Annotated in this window: 12 protein-coding genes; 6 read left to right on the top strand and 6 right to left on the bottom strand. The window is 67.7% G+C overall.

The window, feature by feature from the left end:
* Positions 1-3: 3 nt before the first annotated feature.
* Together ACIBK2_RS27665 and ACIBK2_RS27660 are read left to right on the top strand one after the other, a co-directional pair.
* Positions 4-4,428, top strand: coding sequence for an alpha-(1->3)-arabinofuranosyltransferase family protein (locus ACIBK2_RS27665; RefSeq protein ID WP_396971512.1), 4,425 nt, complete (start codon positions 4-6; stop codon positions 4,426-4,428).
* A 94-nt stretch (positions 4,429-4,522) separates the two neighbouring features.
* Positions 4,523-5,023, top strand: coding sequence for a DinB family protein (locus ACIBK2_RS27660; RefSeq protein ID WP_396971182.1), 501 nt, complete (start codon positions 4,523-4,525; stop codon positions 5,021-5,023).
* A gap of 4 nt (positions 5,024-5,027) precedes the next feature.
* On the opposite strand, the gene ACIBK2_RS27655 is transcribed toward ACIBK2_RS27660, so the two are convergent.
* Positions 5,028-6,263 (bottom strand): acyltransferase family protein, encoded by a 1,236-nt coding sequence (locus ACIBK2_RS27655; protein WP_396971180.1) that lies wholly within the window; start codon positions 6,261-6,263, stop codon positions 5,028-5,030.
* 231 nt (positions 6,264-6,494) lie between these two features.
* Between ACIBK2_RS27655 and ACIBK2_RS27650 the strand changes: the two genes are divergently transcribed.
* Positions 6,495-7,622, top strand: a complete 1,128-nt coding sequence (locus ACIBK2_RS27650) for a DUF3068 domain-containing protein (protein ID WP_396971178.1) — start codon at positions 6,495-6,497, stop codon at positions 7,620-7,622.
* A 401-nt stretch (positions 7,623-8,023) separates the two neighbouring features.
* Here ACIBK2_RS27650 and ACIBK2_RS27645 read toward each other — a convergent pair whose 3' ends face one another.
* Both ACIBK2_RS27645 and ACIBK2_RS27640 read right to left on the bottom strand, forming a co-directional pair.
* Positions 8,024-9,304: a polysaccharide biosynthesis protein gene (locus ACIBK2_RS27645; RefSeq protein WP_396971176.1), complete on the bottom strand. Its 1,281-nt coding sequence runs from the start codon at positions 9,302-9,304 to the stop codon at positions 8,024-8,026.
* A gap of 217 nt (positions 9,305-9,521) precedes the next feature.
* Positions 9,522-9,827, bottom strand: a complete 306-nt coding sequence (locus ACIBK2_RS27640; RefSeq protein WP_396971174.1) for a hypothetical protein — start codon at positions 9,825-9,827, stop codon at positions 9,522-9,524.
* Between the two features lie 113 nt (positions 9,828-9,940).
* Here ACIBK2_RS27640 and ACIBK2_RS27635 point away from each other — a divergent pair, with 113 nt between their 5' ends.
* Positions 9,941-11,794 carry a hypothetical protein gene (locus ACIBK2_RS27635; RefSeq protein ID WP_396971511.1) on the top strand — a complete coding sequence of 618 codons (1,854 nt, stop codon included), beginning with the start codon at positions 9,941-9,943 and terminating at the stop codon, positions 11,792-11,794.
* A gap of 125 nt (positions 11,795-11,919) precedes the next feature.
* On the opposite strand, the gene ACIBK2_RS27630 is transcribed toward ACIBK2_RS27635, so the two are convergent.
* The gene (locus tag ACIBK2_RS27630; protein WP_396971172.1) at positions 11,920-13,092 is read right to left on the bottom strand and encodes a glycosyltransferase family 4 protein; all 1,173 of its coding nucleotides are present in this window, start codon (positions 13,090-13,092) and stop codon (positions 11,920-11,922) included.
* Positions 13,093-13,328: 236 nt separating this feature from the next.
* On the opposite strand from ACIBK2_RS27630, the gene ACIBK2_RS27625 reads away from it, so the two are divergent.
* A complete protein-coding gene (locus ACIBK2_RS27625) occupies positions 13,329-14,123 on the top strand; it encodes a class I SAM-dependent methyltransferase (protein WP_396971170.1) in 795 nt (264 codons plus the stop codon).
* Positions 14,124-14,125: 2 nt separating this feature from the next.
* On the opposite strand, the gene ACIBK2_RS27620 is transcribed toward ACIBK2_RS27625, so the two are convergent.
* Positions 14,126-14,428, bottom strand: a complete 303-nt coding sequence (locus tag ACIBK2_RS27620; RefSeq protein ID WP_357384703.1) for a hypothetical protein — start codon at positions 14,426-14,428, stop codon at positions 14,126-14,128.
* A 209-nt stretch (positions 14,429-14,637) separates the two neighbouring features.
* On the opposite strand from ACIBK2_RS27620, the gene ACIBK2_RS27615 reads away from it, so the two are divergent.
* Positions 14,638-16,080: an aldehyde dehydrogenase gene (locus ACIBK2_RS27615; RefSeq protein ID WP_396971168.1), complete on the top strand. Its 1,443-nt coding sequence runs from the start codon at positions 14,638-14,640 to the stop codon at positions 16,078-16,080.
* Here ACIBK2_RS27615 and ACIBK2_RS27610 read toward each other — a convergent pair whose 3' ends face one another.
* Positions 16,081-16,284 carry a hypothetical protein gene (locus tag ACIBK2_RS27610; RefSeq protein ID WP_357384699.1) on the bottom strand — a complete coding sequence of 68 codons (204 nt, stop codon included), beginning with the start codon at positions 16,282-16,284 and terminating at the stop codon, positions 16,081-16,083.
* Positions 16,285-16,694 lie beyond the last annotated feature (410 nt).

Raw genomic sequence — 16,694 nt, 5'->3', positions numbered from 1 at the left:
CGCATTCGCGGCTCGCAAGCGCTCTGTACTGCGCCGCTGGGTAGACGCTGGTTCGCCGCGACGGTGCTCGCAGCGTTCCTGCTGACCTTCCTGCAGACGCCAGGACTCACCGCCGCCGACACCAAATACGACCTGGCGCAGAATCCACTCGGCTTCCTCGAACGCGCCAGTCATCTGTGGAGCAGCCAGGCCCCGATGGGCCAGGTACAGAACCAGGCCTACGGCTACTTCTTCCCGCACGGCGCGTTCTTCTCGCTCGGCCACGTACTCGGCCTGCCCGCCTGGGCCACCCAGCGAATCTGGTGGGCATTACTGCTACTCGCCGGATTCTGGGGCATCATCCGGCTCTGCGAGACCCTCGGCATCGGCACCCGCGGGTCGCGCGTCATCGCGGCGATCACGTTCGCGCTGTCCCCCCGCGTACTCACCACGCTCGGCTCGATCTCCTCGGAGACGCTGCCGATGATGCTGGCGCCGTGGGTATTGCTGGCACCGGCCGCGCTGGGCATCGGCTACCGAAATCGACGGCACGCGGTCGGCGCAGCACGTGGACGGCAGGCAGATCTCGCGGCGCAGCCTGGCGAGACGGACTCGGACCACACTCAGGACAACTCCGGCCAGGCAGCTTCGGGCCACGAGCGACGCGGCGGGGCCGAATCGGCCGCCGGAAGCGCGCTGGCACTCGCGCTGATGGGGTCGGTCAATGCCGTGGCGACGGTCGCGGCGTTCTTGCCCGCGCTGCTGTGGTGGGCGTCGTACCGGCCGAATCGGGAGTGGTGGCGATTCACCAGGGCCTGGGTTCCGTTGCTGGTGCTCGCCACGTTCTGGTGGGCGGTACCGCTGCTGCTGCTCGGCAAGGTGAGCCCGCCGTTCCTGGACTACATCGAATCCTCCGGCGTGACAACGCAATGGGCCTCGCTCGCCGAGGTACTGCGCGGCACCGACAGCTGGACGCCGTTCGTCTCGCCGGAGCGCATCGCGGGCGCGGTGCTGGTGACCCAGCCCGCGGCGGTGCTCGCCACCGGGCTGCTCGCGGCGGCGGGCATGGCGGGATTGGCGATGCGGTCCATGCCGTATCGGGGGCGATTGACGCTGATCCTGTGCGTCGGGCTGGTCGGCATCTGCGCCGGATACGCCGGTGAGCTCGGTGGGCCGTTCGCGGAGTCGGTGCGGGTCTTCCTGGACTCCGGCGGCGCGCCGCTGCGCAATGTGCACAAGCTGGAGCCGCTGATCCGAATCCCGTTGGTGCTCGGCCTCGCGCAGCTGCTCGCGAGGGTGCCGCTACCCGCCTCGGTGCCGATGCCGGTGTGGCGCAGCGCGTTCGCGCATCCGGAGCGGGATCGTGTCGTCGCGGTGGCCGCGCTCATCCTGACCGCGCTTACCCTGTCCACCTCGCTGGCCTGGACCGGCAAGCTGGCCCCGCGCGGCGCCTACGACCATGTGCCCGCGTATTGGCAACAGACTGCGGACTGGTTGCAGCACAACGCTTCCGACACCCGCGCACTGGTCGTGCCTGGCGCACCGTTCGGCAGTCAGGTGTGGGGACTGACCCGCGACGAGCCGTTGCAGGCCTTGGCCAGTACGCCGTGGGCGATCCGCGACGCGGTGCCGCTGAATCCGCCGGGCACCATCCGCGCGATGGACTCGGTGCAGCGGCTGATCGCCGACGGCAGGCCGTCGGCCGGGCTCGCGGCGACGCTGGCCGGGCAGGGCATCGGAATTCTGGTGCTGCGCAACGATCTCGACCCGGAGACGTCACGGTCGACCCGGCCGATGTTGGCGCACAGCGCGATCGACGGTTCGCCCGGCCTGACCAAGGTGGCCGAGTTCGGCGATCCGATCGAAGCCAAGGTGATCGCCGAGGATCTGGTCGCCGACGGTGATCTGCGGCCCGCCTACCCGGCGGTCGAGATCTACCGGGTGCGGACGCCGACTCCGGGCACGCCGACCGAGGTGCGCAGCGGAACCGGTGCGCCACAGTCGTTCCCCGGCGCGTACACGGTGCCGCTCGGCGCGGTACCCGTTGTGCAAGGCGGGCCCGAAGTGCTCGAACGACTGCATCGCGATCCGGGAACCACCGGCACCCCCACCATGCTCGCGGCCGACGCGGCGCGCGCCGGACTGCCGGGCGGGCCGGTGACCGTCACCGACACCCCGATGGACCGGGAGTCCGACTTCGGTCGCGTCGACAACCATAATTCCGCCGTCCGCGCCCCCGACGACGCCCGCCGCACGCACAACCTGGTGCCCGACTACCCGGTACCCGGCGCCCAACTGGTGCGCGGGGAATGGTCGGGCGCGACCATCACCGCGTCCAGCTCGGCCGCCGACGCCACCCAGCTCGGCGGCGCGGCACCCGGCAGCTCCACCGCGGCCGTCGTCGACGGCGATCCGGCCACGGCCTGGATCAGCAACGGCGCCGAACACGCGCTCGGACAATGGCTTCGGCTGGACCTGGCGCAGCCGATCCGCGTCGGCCAGCTGACCTTCACCACCAGCGCCGCCGCCATCGGCGACCCGGTGAAGTGGGTCGAGGTGCGCACCGCCAACGGCACCGTGGCGAGTCACATCTCCGAACCCGGTAAGCCGGTGTCGGTTTCGCTGCCCGCGGGCCAGACGCAGTGGGTCACCATCACCGCGATCCGCACCGAAACCGGCAAGAGCGGTGGGCAGTTCGGCATCAGCGAGCTCACGCTGGACGACTACGCCGACCGCGAGCAGCCGGTCCGCGTCGACATCCGGCATCGGACCGTACTACCGTCCACGCAGCCGGGCGCGCAGGTCCGCGGGTGGGATCTCGGGCAGGAGTTCCCCGGGCGCAGTGCGTGTTTCGATTCGCCGAACCGGGTGCGCTGCAGCAAGGCCCTCGCCTTGGCTCCCGAAGAACCCGGCACCTTCGAACGCACGCTCACGGTGCCCGAACCCATGTCCGTCACGCCCGAGCTGACCGTCCGGACCCGACAGGGCCCCGCGCTGGAGGCACTGCTCACCGACCATGACCACCCGGTCGCCAGGGGCAAGGCCGACGTCGGCGACCTGCGCGGCGCCGCGTTCGCCGCGACCGACGGCGATCCGCGGACCAGTTGGACCGCGCCGGAGGACTCGGTGCGGACACTGACCGGCGCCAAGCCGACCCTGACAATCGAACTGCCGGAGCCCGCGCTGGTGACCGGGCTGGAACTGACTCCGTCGCTCGGTGGCCTACCCGCCGCACCCACCTCGGTGGCCGTCAATCTCGGTGACGGCCCACAGGTGCGCGAGCTGGACAAGGGCGCTCCCGGCACCTCGACTCGAATTTCCTTGCACCCCTACGTCACCGATCGCATCGAGCTCAGCATCCAGTCCTGGCAGCCGGTCCTGGACATGACGGCGCTCGGCTTCGTGCAGTCGCAGCCGCCGGGCCTGGCCGAGGTGTCGGTGCTCGGTCCGGACTACCCGGCCGCCGCGGCCCTCGACCGGGAGATCACCGTCCCGTGCGAAATCGGGCCGACCATCAATATCGACGGACAGCTCCGGCGCACCACCGTCACCGCCACCGCGGACCAACTGCGTTCCGGCGCCCCGGTTCCCGCGCGCCTCTGCCCGGATGATGCTTCGTCCCAGCCCGATTCGCTCGCGCTGCCGCAGGGCCGCGCCGACGTCACCGTCGGGCCGACCGATCTGTTCTTCGTCGATCGACTCCGCCTCGACCGCACCGGTCTCGCCGCACCGGCCGATTCGGCCGCCGGGACCCGGCTGCTCGTGTTGCCGCTGAGCACGAACGCCGGCTGGCACGCAACAACTTCCGACGGGCGCGCCCTGGAGGCCGTGGTCATCGACGGCTGGCAGCAGGCCTGGTTGCTCCCACCCGGCACGACGGGGCCGGTCACCGTCTCGTTCCCCACCGATCGCTGGTACCGCCTCGGCATCTTCGGCGGACTGTTCCTACTTCTTCCGCTCATCGTATTGGCGATTCCGCGTCGCGCACGCACCGCGAAAACGGTTGAATCAAAAGTGAATACCCCGCCTGACCAGGCTGACATCCCGGCAGCCGAGGCAGCCGGCGCGCAGCTCGCCGAGACGAATGCCGTTGGCGGCGTATCGGATTCCGCACCGCGAACCTGGGGCCCGCGCTGGCTCGGCGCAGTCGGCCTCGCGGCCGCAGCGACCTTGATCGCCGGTCCGGTCGGAACCGTCATCGCCGCAGGCACACTCGCTGCCGCTTACTTCTATCCACAGGTCGCACCGAGAGTGCTTGTCATCGTGGCGGGCGTCGGCACGGCACTGTCGGCGGCTGCGCTATCGACCGGCCCGTGGCGTGCTTCGGGCGGATATATGGGCGGCTCGCTCTGGGCACAATTGCCGGCCGTGCTCGCGGTGATCGCCGTCGGCGTCGCCGCGCTGCCATCCCGTCGGTCATTCGGGCTGCGCCGCAACGGACCTCGTTGATAATGTGACCCCGCGTGAGCGAGCGTCAGCGAGAGAACCGAAAATACCGCGCGCCGGTGCGCACGACGGAGCCGAGCGCCAGCGAGGTGGAGTCGTGAGCTCCTGTGCTGAATGCGGTTTCGTCTATGACCTGACCCGCGCTACCGATGTCGCACTGTTGGCCAAAGAGCACGCGGTGGAATACGCGGACCTGCTCCTCACCGATTCGCCGAAACTACGGCAGCGACCGGACGCCGACACCTGGTCCCCGCTCGAATACGCCTGTCACATGCGGGATGTGCTGCTCATGCAGCGGGAGCGCGTGCTGGCCGCCCGCCGTACGGATACGCCGGAGACCACGCCGATGGGCCGCGACGAGCGGGTCGAGCACGACGGCTATGCGGACCAGAAGCCGTCCGATGTCGGCCGCCAACTCCGGGACGCCGCACTGCTGTTCGCCAATGTGCTCGACCGATTGGACGCCGAGGACTGGAAACGGACGCTGATCTTCAGCTACCCGGAGCCGGAAAAGCGTTCGCTGCGCTGGCTGGCGCTGCACACCCTGCACGAACTGCGGCACCATCTGCTCGACATGCACCGGCAGCTGGATACCTGACCTGTCACGGAGCCGCGAGCCGGTCTTCCTCTTCGACTTCCCGCGCGGGCCTCGCCCGGTCCCTACCGCGCGCCCACTGCCGCATCGGTTCCTCGATCAACGCGTAACTGGCCGCCGCGACGGGCAGGGTCAGCACGATGGTGAGGACGACGACGTAGCCGAAGTCCCCGCTGAACGGCACGATCCCGAACACCGGGAACACCACCCACAGCACCGCGAGATGCCACAGGAAGATGCCGTAGGACCATCGTCCGATGGTCGCGGCGACCCGCGATTTCAGCCATCGATGCGGCCGGCCGGTATCGCCGAGCACCAGCGGAGCGAGCAGCGCGAAGCCGATGATCGCGCCGAGCCCCATCTTCGACGCGTATTGCCACGGCTCGGCGTGCGTGAGTCCGCCGGGTCCGCCGATATCGGTGGCCGAGACCAGGAAAGCGGCCAGTGCGATGGTCCACATCAACCACTGGTTACCCACCAGCCGACGCCATTGTGATAGCCGTTCGCTACCAAAAGAGAGTTCGGCGAGCACCATTCCCATCGCGAACCACGGCAGATATCCGGGCAGCCAATTGTCGGAATGGATCGCGTCCGGCGTCGGCACCGGAATGAAGTTCCAACTCAGGCAGATCGCCGCCAGGCCGAGCAGCACCGGAACCCGCCATCGAACGGCATTGCCGCGCAACCACACCGCCGCGAACGCCAGCAACGGCAGCACCAGATAGAAGGCCACCTCGACCGAAAGACTCCACATCTGCGTGAGCCCATCGGTCAGCGTCAACGGCACGAACACCTGCAGCAGCGCCAGATTCGACACCCAGACGCGCAACCCCGCGGTCCCCGCCGCACTCGGCAACAGCACCAGCACCACGCAGACCACAGCCCAATACGCAGGCAGGATGCGCGCGGCGCGATGCCGCAGGTAGTAACCGAGCGACGGCGCCCGGCCGAGTCCGCGCGCCGCGGCGGCATGTGGCCGCCAGAGCAGAAAGCCGGAGAGCGCGAAGAACACCGCGACCGCCATGTCGAACCGGCCCCACACCCGCCCGATCACCGGCGCTCCCGCGGCTCCGGTCTGGAATGCGACGTGTGTCAACAACACACCGAGGGCGGCCATCCCACGCATGCCTTCGAGTGCGGGCAGAAAGGCGCGGGTCGGCACCGATTCGGTCGCCGGGGCGGCAGCAGCGGCGGCGGTCGGCAGTGTTGCGGGCCCACCCGCCACCCGACCGCCGCCCCTCATCGAATCGCTCCGCGATGCTTTCACTCGTTGGGCTCCAGTCTGCCTTGCCAATTATCAGGTGATAACTCGACGTTTCACATTCCGCGCTAAACTCGGGCGATTTCTCGGCCGTTTCCGGCCTCGGCACCGCATGGTACGACACCGGACTGTTAGTGTCGGGGCTCACGAGTGCCGCGGGCGGCCCGCCGTACTCGCCGGAACGACCCCTGTTCTACGACGAGGAGAGTTTGCATGGCACTGAGTGCCGGAACCAGAAGGACGGTGGCCTGCCTGCTCGTGGGTCTCGGCGCGTTGCTGATTGTCGCCGCGCTGCTGATCCCGACCTACACCGTCGGCAAACTGGCGAAGACTCCTCTCGATCTCGAGATCACCACCATCGCGACCAATGTGCCCGGCGAGGACAGCCTGGTGCTCGACTCCAAGTCGCTCACCGCGCCGGAGGGTGCCGCGAAGATCGACTCGAACGTGCCGCTGGTCTCGCAGCGCTTCCTCACCGTCGAGGAGCCCTCCGACGCCGACGAGATGACGGTGCAGGCGGGTCAGACGTTGCGGCGCATCGACAAGCAGGGCGACACCGGCCTGCTCACCGCGACCATCGACCGGGTCACCATCGACCGCAAGTCCGGTGAGCCCGTCGCGAAGGATCCCAACGGCTCCATCGCGGTCACCGTGGACAAGGAAATGAAGTCGGTCGCGGATCCGGTGCAGCACACCGGCCTGCAGTACCGCTTCCCGATCGGCACCGAGAAGAAGAACTACCCGTACTTCGATCTCAACGCGCGCAAGACCTTCGACATCAACTTCGTCGAGGAGTCCGAGATCAACAACATGAAGGTCTACCACTTCCAGCAGGCCATTCCGGCGACCAACCTGTACGACGTGGTGAAGGCGCCGACCAACAAGCTGACCTTCCCGGCCGCGAAGTGGGGCGTGCCCGGCGACGGCGACGTCACCATGGCGCGCTGGTACACCAACACCCGTGACCTGTGGGTCGAGCCGAAGACCGGCACCGTGATCAAGGGTGGCGAGCAGATCCACCTGTACTACGGGCGCGACTCCAAGCCCGAGGTCACCGCGCTGAAGTCGCACATCGTGTTCGACGAGAACACCATCGAGTCGCAGATCTCGGTGGCCAAGGAGAACATCGACAAGCTGTCGCTGTACGGGCGGATCATGCCGATCGTCCTCGGCGTCCTCGGCGTGATCGCGCTGATCGCCGGTGCGGTTCTCGGTATTCGCGGCGGCGGTTCGACTCCTGCCGCGGCAGGTGGCGGTGGGCCGCTGAGCCAGGGGCGTGGCGCGCGGCCTGTGGACAATGATCCGCCGACCGAGCAGATCAAGATCACCAAGCAGCCTTGAGTTAGTTGAACAGTTCGGCCCCCGGTCCCAGACCGGGGGCCGAACTCGTTCTCGCCCTCAGGTTCTCGGCTGGGCTCCGGCCGCCACCGGGATCGCTGGACCGATCGCGCGCATGAATTCTGCTCCCGCGCAAGAATTCTCCAGCAATATCGTTCGCTTCGAGCAAATCAGTGCGCGTCCACGCTAGCGCGCCGACACAGCTGGCGGTGCAATCCGACGGCGAGCCAGCTCGCCGGATGGTGCGGGTCGGTCGCGATGACGGCACGCAGGCCGATCGTGGTGATGGGTGGCGCAAGGTGATGCCTCGCGCGCACGAATTCTGACGCAGCGCATGGTTTCTCCAGCGAATTCGGTCGCTTCGGGCAAATTTGAGCGCGCCGGTGCGCAGTGGCGAGCGTGGGTTACGGCAGTCGCTCGGGTTGGGGGGTGCGCACGCCGCTGTCGCGATCGGCGGTGCGCAGGACGACCACCGCGACCACGAGGGTGGTGACGGCCGCGACGGAGGCGACCGTGGTGATGAGGGTGGGGATCGAGCGGGCGAACGAAACCATCAGTGTCACTTCGACGACGAGGCCGAGCCAGGTCAGCGCGGCGAGGGCGGTGCGGTCCACCGCGATGGCGGAAAGCATCGCGCCCTGCAGGACCGCGAGGATGGCGCCGTGTAAGGCGAACAGCCACAGCAGTCCTTGGATGGGGGCGTAATCCTGGCCTGCCAGTAGCGGAGCCAACGGCGCGGCGAGCGCGGCGCAGACAACTGCCACGATGCCGATGCCGGACAACACCGCCAGCGCCGATCTGATCGCGCGCGCCGAGTGCGTGGGCTGGGCCATCCGTGGATACAGCACGACGCCGACCGCCTGCGGCAGCCAGAACGCGATCTTCGCGGCGATGGTGCCGAGCGCATAGCGGCTGGCGTCCGCGTCGTCGAGCACCATCCGGACCACGATCAGGTCCGTGGACGACAGCGCCATCAGCGCCGCCTGGACCTGCGCGGCCCGCAGCACCGGAAGTACGCCGATGGCGTGGACGACCGCGTCTTCGGAGGTTCCAGTGCTTGCCCGCGAGGCCGGTGTGGTTCCGGTGCGGGCCCGCGAGGCCGGTGTCCCGGCAACGAAGCGCGCGAATATCGCGGCAACCGCGATGCCCAACGCGGCCGCGCACAGGGCCAGCGCGGCGCCGCCACCCACGGCGAGCACCACAAGCGCAGGGGCCACCCGGAGAATCCCGGCGGCACCGAGCACTACGCCTAAAGCACGAAACCGCCTGCCGCCCTGAAGAACTCCCTGCTCACCGGACAACAGCACCAATGCGGGTGCCGCACCGAGTGCAGCCGCACACGCCCAGACACCGACGTTCAACGCATTGGTCACCACCGGCACCAAGACCGCGACAACCACCGCGACGATCACCGCACACCGCCACTGCAACCCGCGCAGCGCCCCGACACTCGCCCCTCGAACCAGCTCCCTGGCCACCACGTTCTGCAACGCCAACGCGGGCACCGCACACAACAACTGCACCGCGAGCAGACTCGCGAACTCGCTGTACCCCGAAACCCCCAGCCACCGCCCGGCCAGCAACTGCAGCAGATATCCCGCCACATTGGCGGCCATCGCCCCCGCCGTAACCAACGTCAGATCCGCCACCACAGGAAACCGACGGACAGCAGACACGCCCGCCATCGTCCCACCCGCCTGTCAGCAGGGGCGTCCCGCCCTGCCGCACCGGCCCTGCCACGAACCGAGCCCGCTCCGCTGCTGGTTGGCAACTCGCCGGAAAGTGGACGCCCACACCTACCGATTCGGCGCCAGCTTCGGCGGAGACTCACAAATTCTCCACACGCCTCACAGGGTCTGTACTCCCTGTGAGGCGTGTGGAGAATCTGTGGGTTCGGGCCGATCAACGAGGCTGTCGACGCCTGAGCTGCCAGCGGACGTGGTCGCCGAGCGGGACGTCCGGATGTTTCTGGAACAGTTTGGGTCGGCGGCCACGCAGCCGGACTTCGGCGGCATCCGATGATTCGGCATCGACCGGTCCGGTCGCCTGTTGCAGATCCGCATGGGCTTGGTGCCGGTTGGCACGATGCACCCGCGCTCGTTTGCGCGGCAGGTTCTTGCGCGACGCCTTGTCGTTCTCGCCGTAGCCGTTGCGGCGATCCTTGGCGTAGCGCAGCTGCTTCTTCTCCTGCGGGGATCTCCTGACCACGGATCCACGATATGGCGGCTGAGGATGACTGCCCAGTTCTTTTCCGACCGTGGCGGCACCGAGCGCGGGGTTGGCGGACCGTAGGGTGCACAAGCGTGAGTGCGAGCGGAGTGGTGCGGCGCGACCGGTGGGTGACGTTCGTTCCTGCCGGGTACAGCGCGGTGCTTGCGCTGCTCATCATGGGTCCGCTGCTTGGATCCGGGTACCTGTTGCTGCGGGATGCGGTGAGTACGCCGCGGTCTTATCTGACCGATTCGGCGCTCGGACTCGGGGATGCCGCACCGCGTGCCGTGCCGCAGGATGCGCTGCTCGCGATGTTGTCGCCGGTTGTCGATGGTGGTCTGATCGTTAAAGCGATTCTGCTGGTCGCGTTGTGGGCGGCGGGCTACGGGGCGGCTGTGCTGGCGCGTGAACTGCTGCGAGCTTCGGTCGGTGCGCAGCTGGTGGCCACGACGGTGGCGCTGTGGAATCCGTATGTGGCCGAACGTCTGCTGCAGGGCCACTGGAGTTTGCTTGCGGGGTATGCCGCGCTGCCGTGGGTTGTCTTGGCCGCGTACCGGATTCGGACGGATGCGGGGCGCGACACCGCGAGCAATTGGGCGAGTTTGGCGGGATGCCTTGCCGCAGCGGGGCTTACACCGACCGGCGCCTTGCTCGCCGGCATCACCGCGCTGTCGCTGGCCGGGCGACGGCATCTTGCCGGTGTGCTGGCGTTACTGATCGCCGCGTCCGTGCCGTGGTTGACCGCCACCGCGTTGTCCGGCACAGCCAGCGAACCGTCCGATCCGGCAGGCATTGCCGCATTCGCGGCCCGCGCCGAACCGGGCCTCGGCACACTGGGCAGCCTGGCCGGGCTCGGCGGCATCTGGAACGGCGACGCGGTACCCGATTCGCGCACAACACTTCTCGCGTTGATCGGCACTGTTCTGCTGCTCGTCATCGTCGCGACAGGCGTGCGTTCGGTGATGACCGACGGCAATGATCCGTCCGTCCGCCGTGCACTCGTCGTACTCGCAGCGCTCGCCATTCTGCTGCCCGCACTCGGCGCGACCCCGTGGGGCATGCACGTGCTGGAATGGCTCGTCGCCCACGTGCCCGGCGCGGGCTTGCTGCGGGATACCCAGAAGTATGTGGCGCTGGCGATGCCCGCCTACGCGCTGTGCGCTGCCGCGGGTTGCGGGGTGCTCGCCAGACGATTCTCGGCTGACCAAGCATCCGCACCGATCGACAGTGCACAGCGCCCTGTCGATAACTCGGAATCCGTGGTGCGACAAGAGATCGGCGCCTCGATAACCGGCAGCTCCGACGGCGCGGCACTGCCGAGCGCGACTTTTGACCCGGTGTCGAAGTTATCCTCAACTGTGACGGGCACGGTCGCGACGATTCTCATCGCCCTGCTGGTGCTGCCACTGCTCGATCTCGCGTGGGGCGTCGGCGGTGCGATGCGACCTGTGCACTACCCCGCCGGGTGGCAGCAGATCGCCGACCGGATGGACGATCCCGGCGACGTCGCGGTACTGCCGGGCGGGATGTTCCGAAAGTTCCGATACAGCGGGAAAGCTCCTGTCCTGGATCCCGCTCCGCGCCTGCTGCCGCAGGACGTCCTGCAAACCGGCGAACTCCCGGTGCGCGGCCGCACCGTATCCGGCGAAGGCACCCGCGCCCGCGCGGTGGAAACCCTGCTGCTGCACGGCGGTTCAGCCGAGGAACTGGCCGACCACGGCGTCGGCTGGGTCCTGCTCGAACGTGGTACCCCCGGCCCTCTTGGCGAATCGAAAACAACACTCGCACAACTCGATCCGATATTCAGCGACAACGATCTCGCCCTGTACCGAGTCCCTGGAACCATCCGGCAGGACAAGGGATCAGCGACAGATCGCGTCCTTACCATTGCGGCCCACCTACTTTGGCTGGTCCTACTCGTCGGCGGCCCACTCATCGCAACGATCACGCGCCAAAAGCGCTGACCCGCCGCAATCCGAGCCGGCACAACGAACTCAACCGGACGTGGTTGCGATCGTTCCCGCATGACGCCTCGCCGAGTTCCCATCAAGGCGACGGGAGCTCGGCGGCGATGTGCGGCAGGACCGGCTCAGTGGGCCGATCGGGGAGCGATCAGCCCGGAAGAATGCTCACCGCGAGCGACAGCGGCCAACACGTCGTACACACCGTTTCCCGTTTGCTCCCACGAGAATTCACGCGCCCGCGAGCGAGCCTTCTCCCCCATAACAGTCCGCGCGGCACGGTCATCGAGCAATTCGCCTACCGCGTCGGACAATTGGGCAACATCGTCGACCAGGAGACCGGTAACCCCATCGACAATGGAGTCGGTGAGACCACGCGAACTGCGATACCCGATGGTCGGCACACCGTGCTGCGCGGCTTCGATGACCGCGAGACCCCAACCTTCCTTACGCGAAGGCAGCACGTGTACCCAAGCGCGGGAAAGCAATTCGTGCTTACGACGCTCATCGACGTGGCCGTGGAAGGTGACCGCGTCGGCGATGTCGAGGCTGTGCGCGTCGGCCTTCAGGTTGTCCGCCCACCAACCGTCGCCGATCACGTCGAGGTGCAAACCGGGGATGCGGGTCCGTAGTCGCGCGACCACGGCGAGCGCGTCCTCGATCTGCTTGTGCGGCACCAGCCGCGACAGCACCACGATGCGCGGGTTCTCGGTGCGCGTTTCGGTGGCGCCGGTCGGCGCGCCGGCGGGAACAGGTTCGGCACCGTTGCGCACCACCGCGATCCGGGACTGTTCGACGCCGAGGGTGGCCAGCTCTTCGGCCGAGGGCAGCGAGACGGTCAGGTACTGGTTGCGTCGATGCACCCGCGGGGACAGCCGCGACTCGATGAACCAGCCGATCCGGCCGACCAATCGTCCGGCGACCGGCCACTGTTCCCGGTGTCCGTGGTGCACCAGCACGACGGCGGGCGCCTTGGTGGCGGCCGTCGCGAAGAACGGGATGCCGTTCTGAGTGTCGATCACCGCGTCGGGGCGCAGGCCGCGCAGCGGTCCGAGGCCGAGCCTGCCCAGTGCCATCGCGGCCAGGGCCCGCGGGTAGACGGAGAATCGGCCGCCCGCTCGGCTGATGTCGATGCCGTCGAGGTGCTCGCGTTTCGGTGCCCCCGGGTAGCGGGCGGTGCGCAGGGTGACCTTGACCCCGCGTGCCGCGAGCTGCGCGCCGACCTGCTCGAGGTACCGCTCGCTGCCGCCGCCCTGCGGGTGCCCGGTGTCACGCCAGCACAGCAGGAGGACTTCGCGCACGGTCGAGCTTCTCTCGGTCAGGTGGTCCCGGTCGGGAACGTCGGATATCGCGCTACACCCTAACCCGTGTGTTACGCCCAAGCCTGATCGCCGACCGATCCGCAGGCGCATTGTCGGCAAATACGCCTGGTCGACCGGCGGCGTCCGCCCAGTTCATTTCCAGCACGAACCGTGCCGCCCAACGAACGACCGGTCCTCGCCGCGAGGGGAGAACACGTTATGCGAGACTCGGCGCCGTGTTGAAAGCCGAAAAGACACCGTCCGCTGGTGTGCGATCGCGTGCGCCCCGGTTCGCGCGCCGGGCGACGTTGCGCCGGTCGCTGCGGCTGCTCGGTAGTTTCCGGTTCGAGCAGTCCGATCCCGCGGTGTTCTACGGCGGTTTGGCCGAGGACAGCGCGGCGATGATCGGTGATTTCTACACAGACCTCACGGGCAATGGTTTGGCGGGGGCGACGATTCTGGATGTCGGCGGCGGGCCGGGTTATTTCGCCGACGAGTTCGTCAAGACGGGCGCGCGCTACATTCCGGTCGAGCCGGATCCGTCGGAGATGCACGCGGCCGGATTGTCGGTGGCGGGTGCGGTGCGCGGCTCGGGAATGGCGTTGCCGTTCCGCGACGACGCGGTGGATATCTGTTTTTCCTCGAATGTCGCCGAGCACGTGTCCAGGCCGTGGCTGATGGCGGACGAAATGGTGCGGGTGACGCGGCCGGGTGGGCTGATCGTGTTGTCGTACACGGTGTGGCACGGGCCGTTCGGCGGACACGAGACCGGACCGTGGCACTACCTCGGTGGCGAGTACGCGGCGCGCCGGTATCGGCGCAAGCTCGGGAAGGAACCGAAGAACCGGTTCGGCGAGTCACTGTTCGCGGTGCGCGCGTCCGACGGGTTGCGTTGGGCGGCAGACACTTCCGCCGAGGTGCGGACCATCTTCCCGCGCTATCACCCGCGCTGGGCCTGGTGGCTGGTCCGTATCCCGGTGGTGCGGGAGCTATTGGTGAGCAACCTCGTGGTGGTGGCTACCAAGAAGTAGCTCTAGGGCTCCAGCCAGCCGCGGCGCCAGCTGCGCCTGCCGCACGGCTCGTGCATCGGCCGGGTCCACGGCGATTCCTGAATGGCCAGTCCGACGGTTTCCAGCGTGGTCAATCCGACCTGATCCGCCAGCACCCCGACGACGGCAATGGCCTCTGCCGCCTGCATGGCTGCGGTGGCTTGCTCGATTGTCAGCGTGCGGCCGGGTAGGAAGGAGACCACCCATCCGCCTGCACCAACGCTTTTCGCTTGATGCTCGGTTTGATCGCTGGTCATCAACGATCGGTCGACCACTTGCACCGCCATGACTCGGGCTCCCCAATGGTGGTATCGGTTCAGGAATCGAGCGAGCTGATCAGTAGCTACAGCATCCTCTTTCCAGCAACAGAACGCAATAGTGCGTTCTACGAAAAGCGAACCGACAGGTTGGGATTGGTCCTGCTCAGTGGGACTGTGCGGACCCAGAACTGAAACAGGTTACAGACAACCGGGTGGCAAAACTGTAACGTGTTCTCATGCATTACGACAGCTTGTTCATCGGCGGCCGCTGGACCGCGCCAGCCTCCGCCGAGCGCGTTCAGGTCATCTCGCCGGCCACGGTCGAGCCGGTGGGCAGCGTCCCCACGGTGGTTCGCGCCGACGTCGACGCCGCGGTCGCCGCGGCCAGGCACGCCTTCGATCACGGCCCGTGGCCGTCGACCCCGCCGGAAGAGCGGGCCCAGGTGCTCACCCGCGCCGCGCGACTGATCGAGGAGCGCTCGGCCGACCTGATGGCCGCGCTCACCGCCGAAATGGGCGCACCGCAGATGATCGCGATGACGCTCAACCAGATTCCCGCGGTCGCCGCGCTGGATTCCTACGCCGGGCTCGCGAAGTCGTTCCCGTGGAACGAAACTCGCACCGGCCTGTTCGGCACCTCGCGCGTCAGCCGGGAACCACGCGGCGTCGTCGCGGCCGTCACCGCATGGAACGTGCCGCTGTTCCTCGCGGCCAACAAGCTCGCGCCCTCGTTGCTCGCGGGCTGCACGGTGGTGCTCAAACCCGCACCGCTGACACCGATTACAGCCAATATGCTCGCCGACATCTTCACCGAGGCCGGTCTGCCCGAGGGCGTGCTCTCGGTGCTGCCCGCCGAGGCCGAGGCCGCCGAATACCTGGTATCGCATCCCGGCGTCGACAAGGTCACCTTCACCGGCAGCACCGCCGTCGGCAAGAAGATCGGCGCTATCGCCACCGGACAGCTCAAGAGTGTCTCGCTGGAGCTCGGCGGCAAGTCCGCGGCAATCCTGTTGCCGGACATGGATATCGCCGGTATTCCGGTGCTCGCGTTCTCCGGTTTGATGAACAGCGGGCAGGGGTGCGTCGCGCAGACCCGAATCCTCGCGCCGCGCAGCCGGTATGACGAGATCCTCGACGCGCTGGTCGAGCACGTGAAGACGATGAAGGTCGGCGACCCCAACGATCCGACCGTGCAACTGGGCCCGCTGATTTCCGAACGCCAACGCGAGCGGGTCGAGGGCTACATCGCCAAGGGCAAAGAAGAGGGCGCGCGTGTCGCGCTCGGCGGCGGGCGGCCCGAGGGCCTGGATCGCGGCTGGTTCGTCGAGCCGACCATCTTCGCCGACGTGGACAACAAGTCGACCATCGCCCAGGAGGAGATCTTCGGCCCGGTGCTGTCGGTGATCCCGTACGAGACCGAGGACGAGGCCGTGGCCATCGCCAACGATTCGGTCTACGGCCTGGCCGGTTCGGTGTGGACCGCCGATGTCGAGCACGGCGCGGAGATCGCCGCACGTGTGCGGACCGGGACGTACGCGATCAACTGGTACGCGTTCGATCCCAGCTCACCGTTCGGCGGCTACAAGAATTCCGGCCTCGGCCGCGAAAACGGCCCGGAGGGCCTCGACTCGTTCTGCGAACAGAAGTCGCTGCTCATGCCCATGGGCTGGGCAGGCTGATCAGTCGGTCGGCATGACCACCCGCAGCACGGGCTCGCTGTGGCGGCCCGTGAGGCTCGGCGCGTCGACGATCTCGACGCGCCAGCCGGGGGGCAGCACGGCCTGCAAACGCCCGGCAGCGCGGCGCAGCGGTGTGCTTGCGGTCGCCAGTTCGAAACCGGCAACCAGGGGCGTGATGGACGCCCCGGTCTCCAGATCGGTCATGCTCCAACCACCTCTCGCGCGTCGATCTCATCGTTCGCCGCGAGCATCGCGGAAACCCGATGTCGATAGGGAAGTAGTTCAGTCGATCAGTAAACAGTTGGCAATCTGACTGGTAGGTCATGAGACCAAGAACACGGCAAGCATAAGCCACTTCTGCGCAAATCTCGCACACCGGGCAACTACCCCATATCGAGCTTCGGCAAACCTATGGTGCTCGTGACCTGTGCACACCGACCATTACCAATAGCACCACAACAATGGGTTCGCGCGGCGGGAAACACGCCATAACGGCGATTGATGATCCATCATTAGTTGCAAGGCGGGTTGGCGGGCGGACGTTTGTCGTTCGCGACAGGTTGCGGTACGCCATGATTCACGGCGTTCGCGCCGAAAGTTGCTGTCTCACCGTA

Source organism: Nocardia sp. NPDC050175, assembly GCF_044459885.1.
Taxonomy (GTDB): Bacteria; Actinomycetota; Actinomycetes; order Mycobacteriales; family Mycobacteriaceae; genus Nocardia.
Note: the sequence above shows the minus strand (reverse complement) of the source record. Positions and strands in the feature narration are given on the sequence as shown.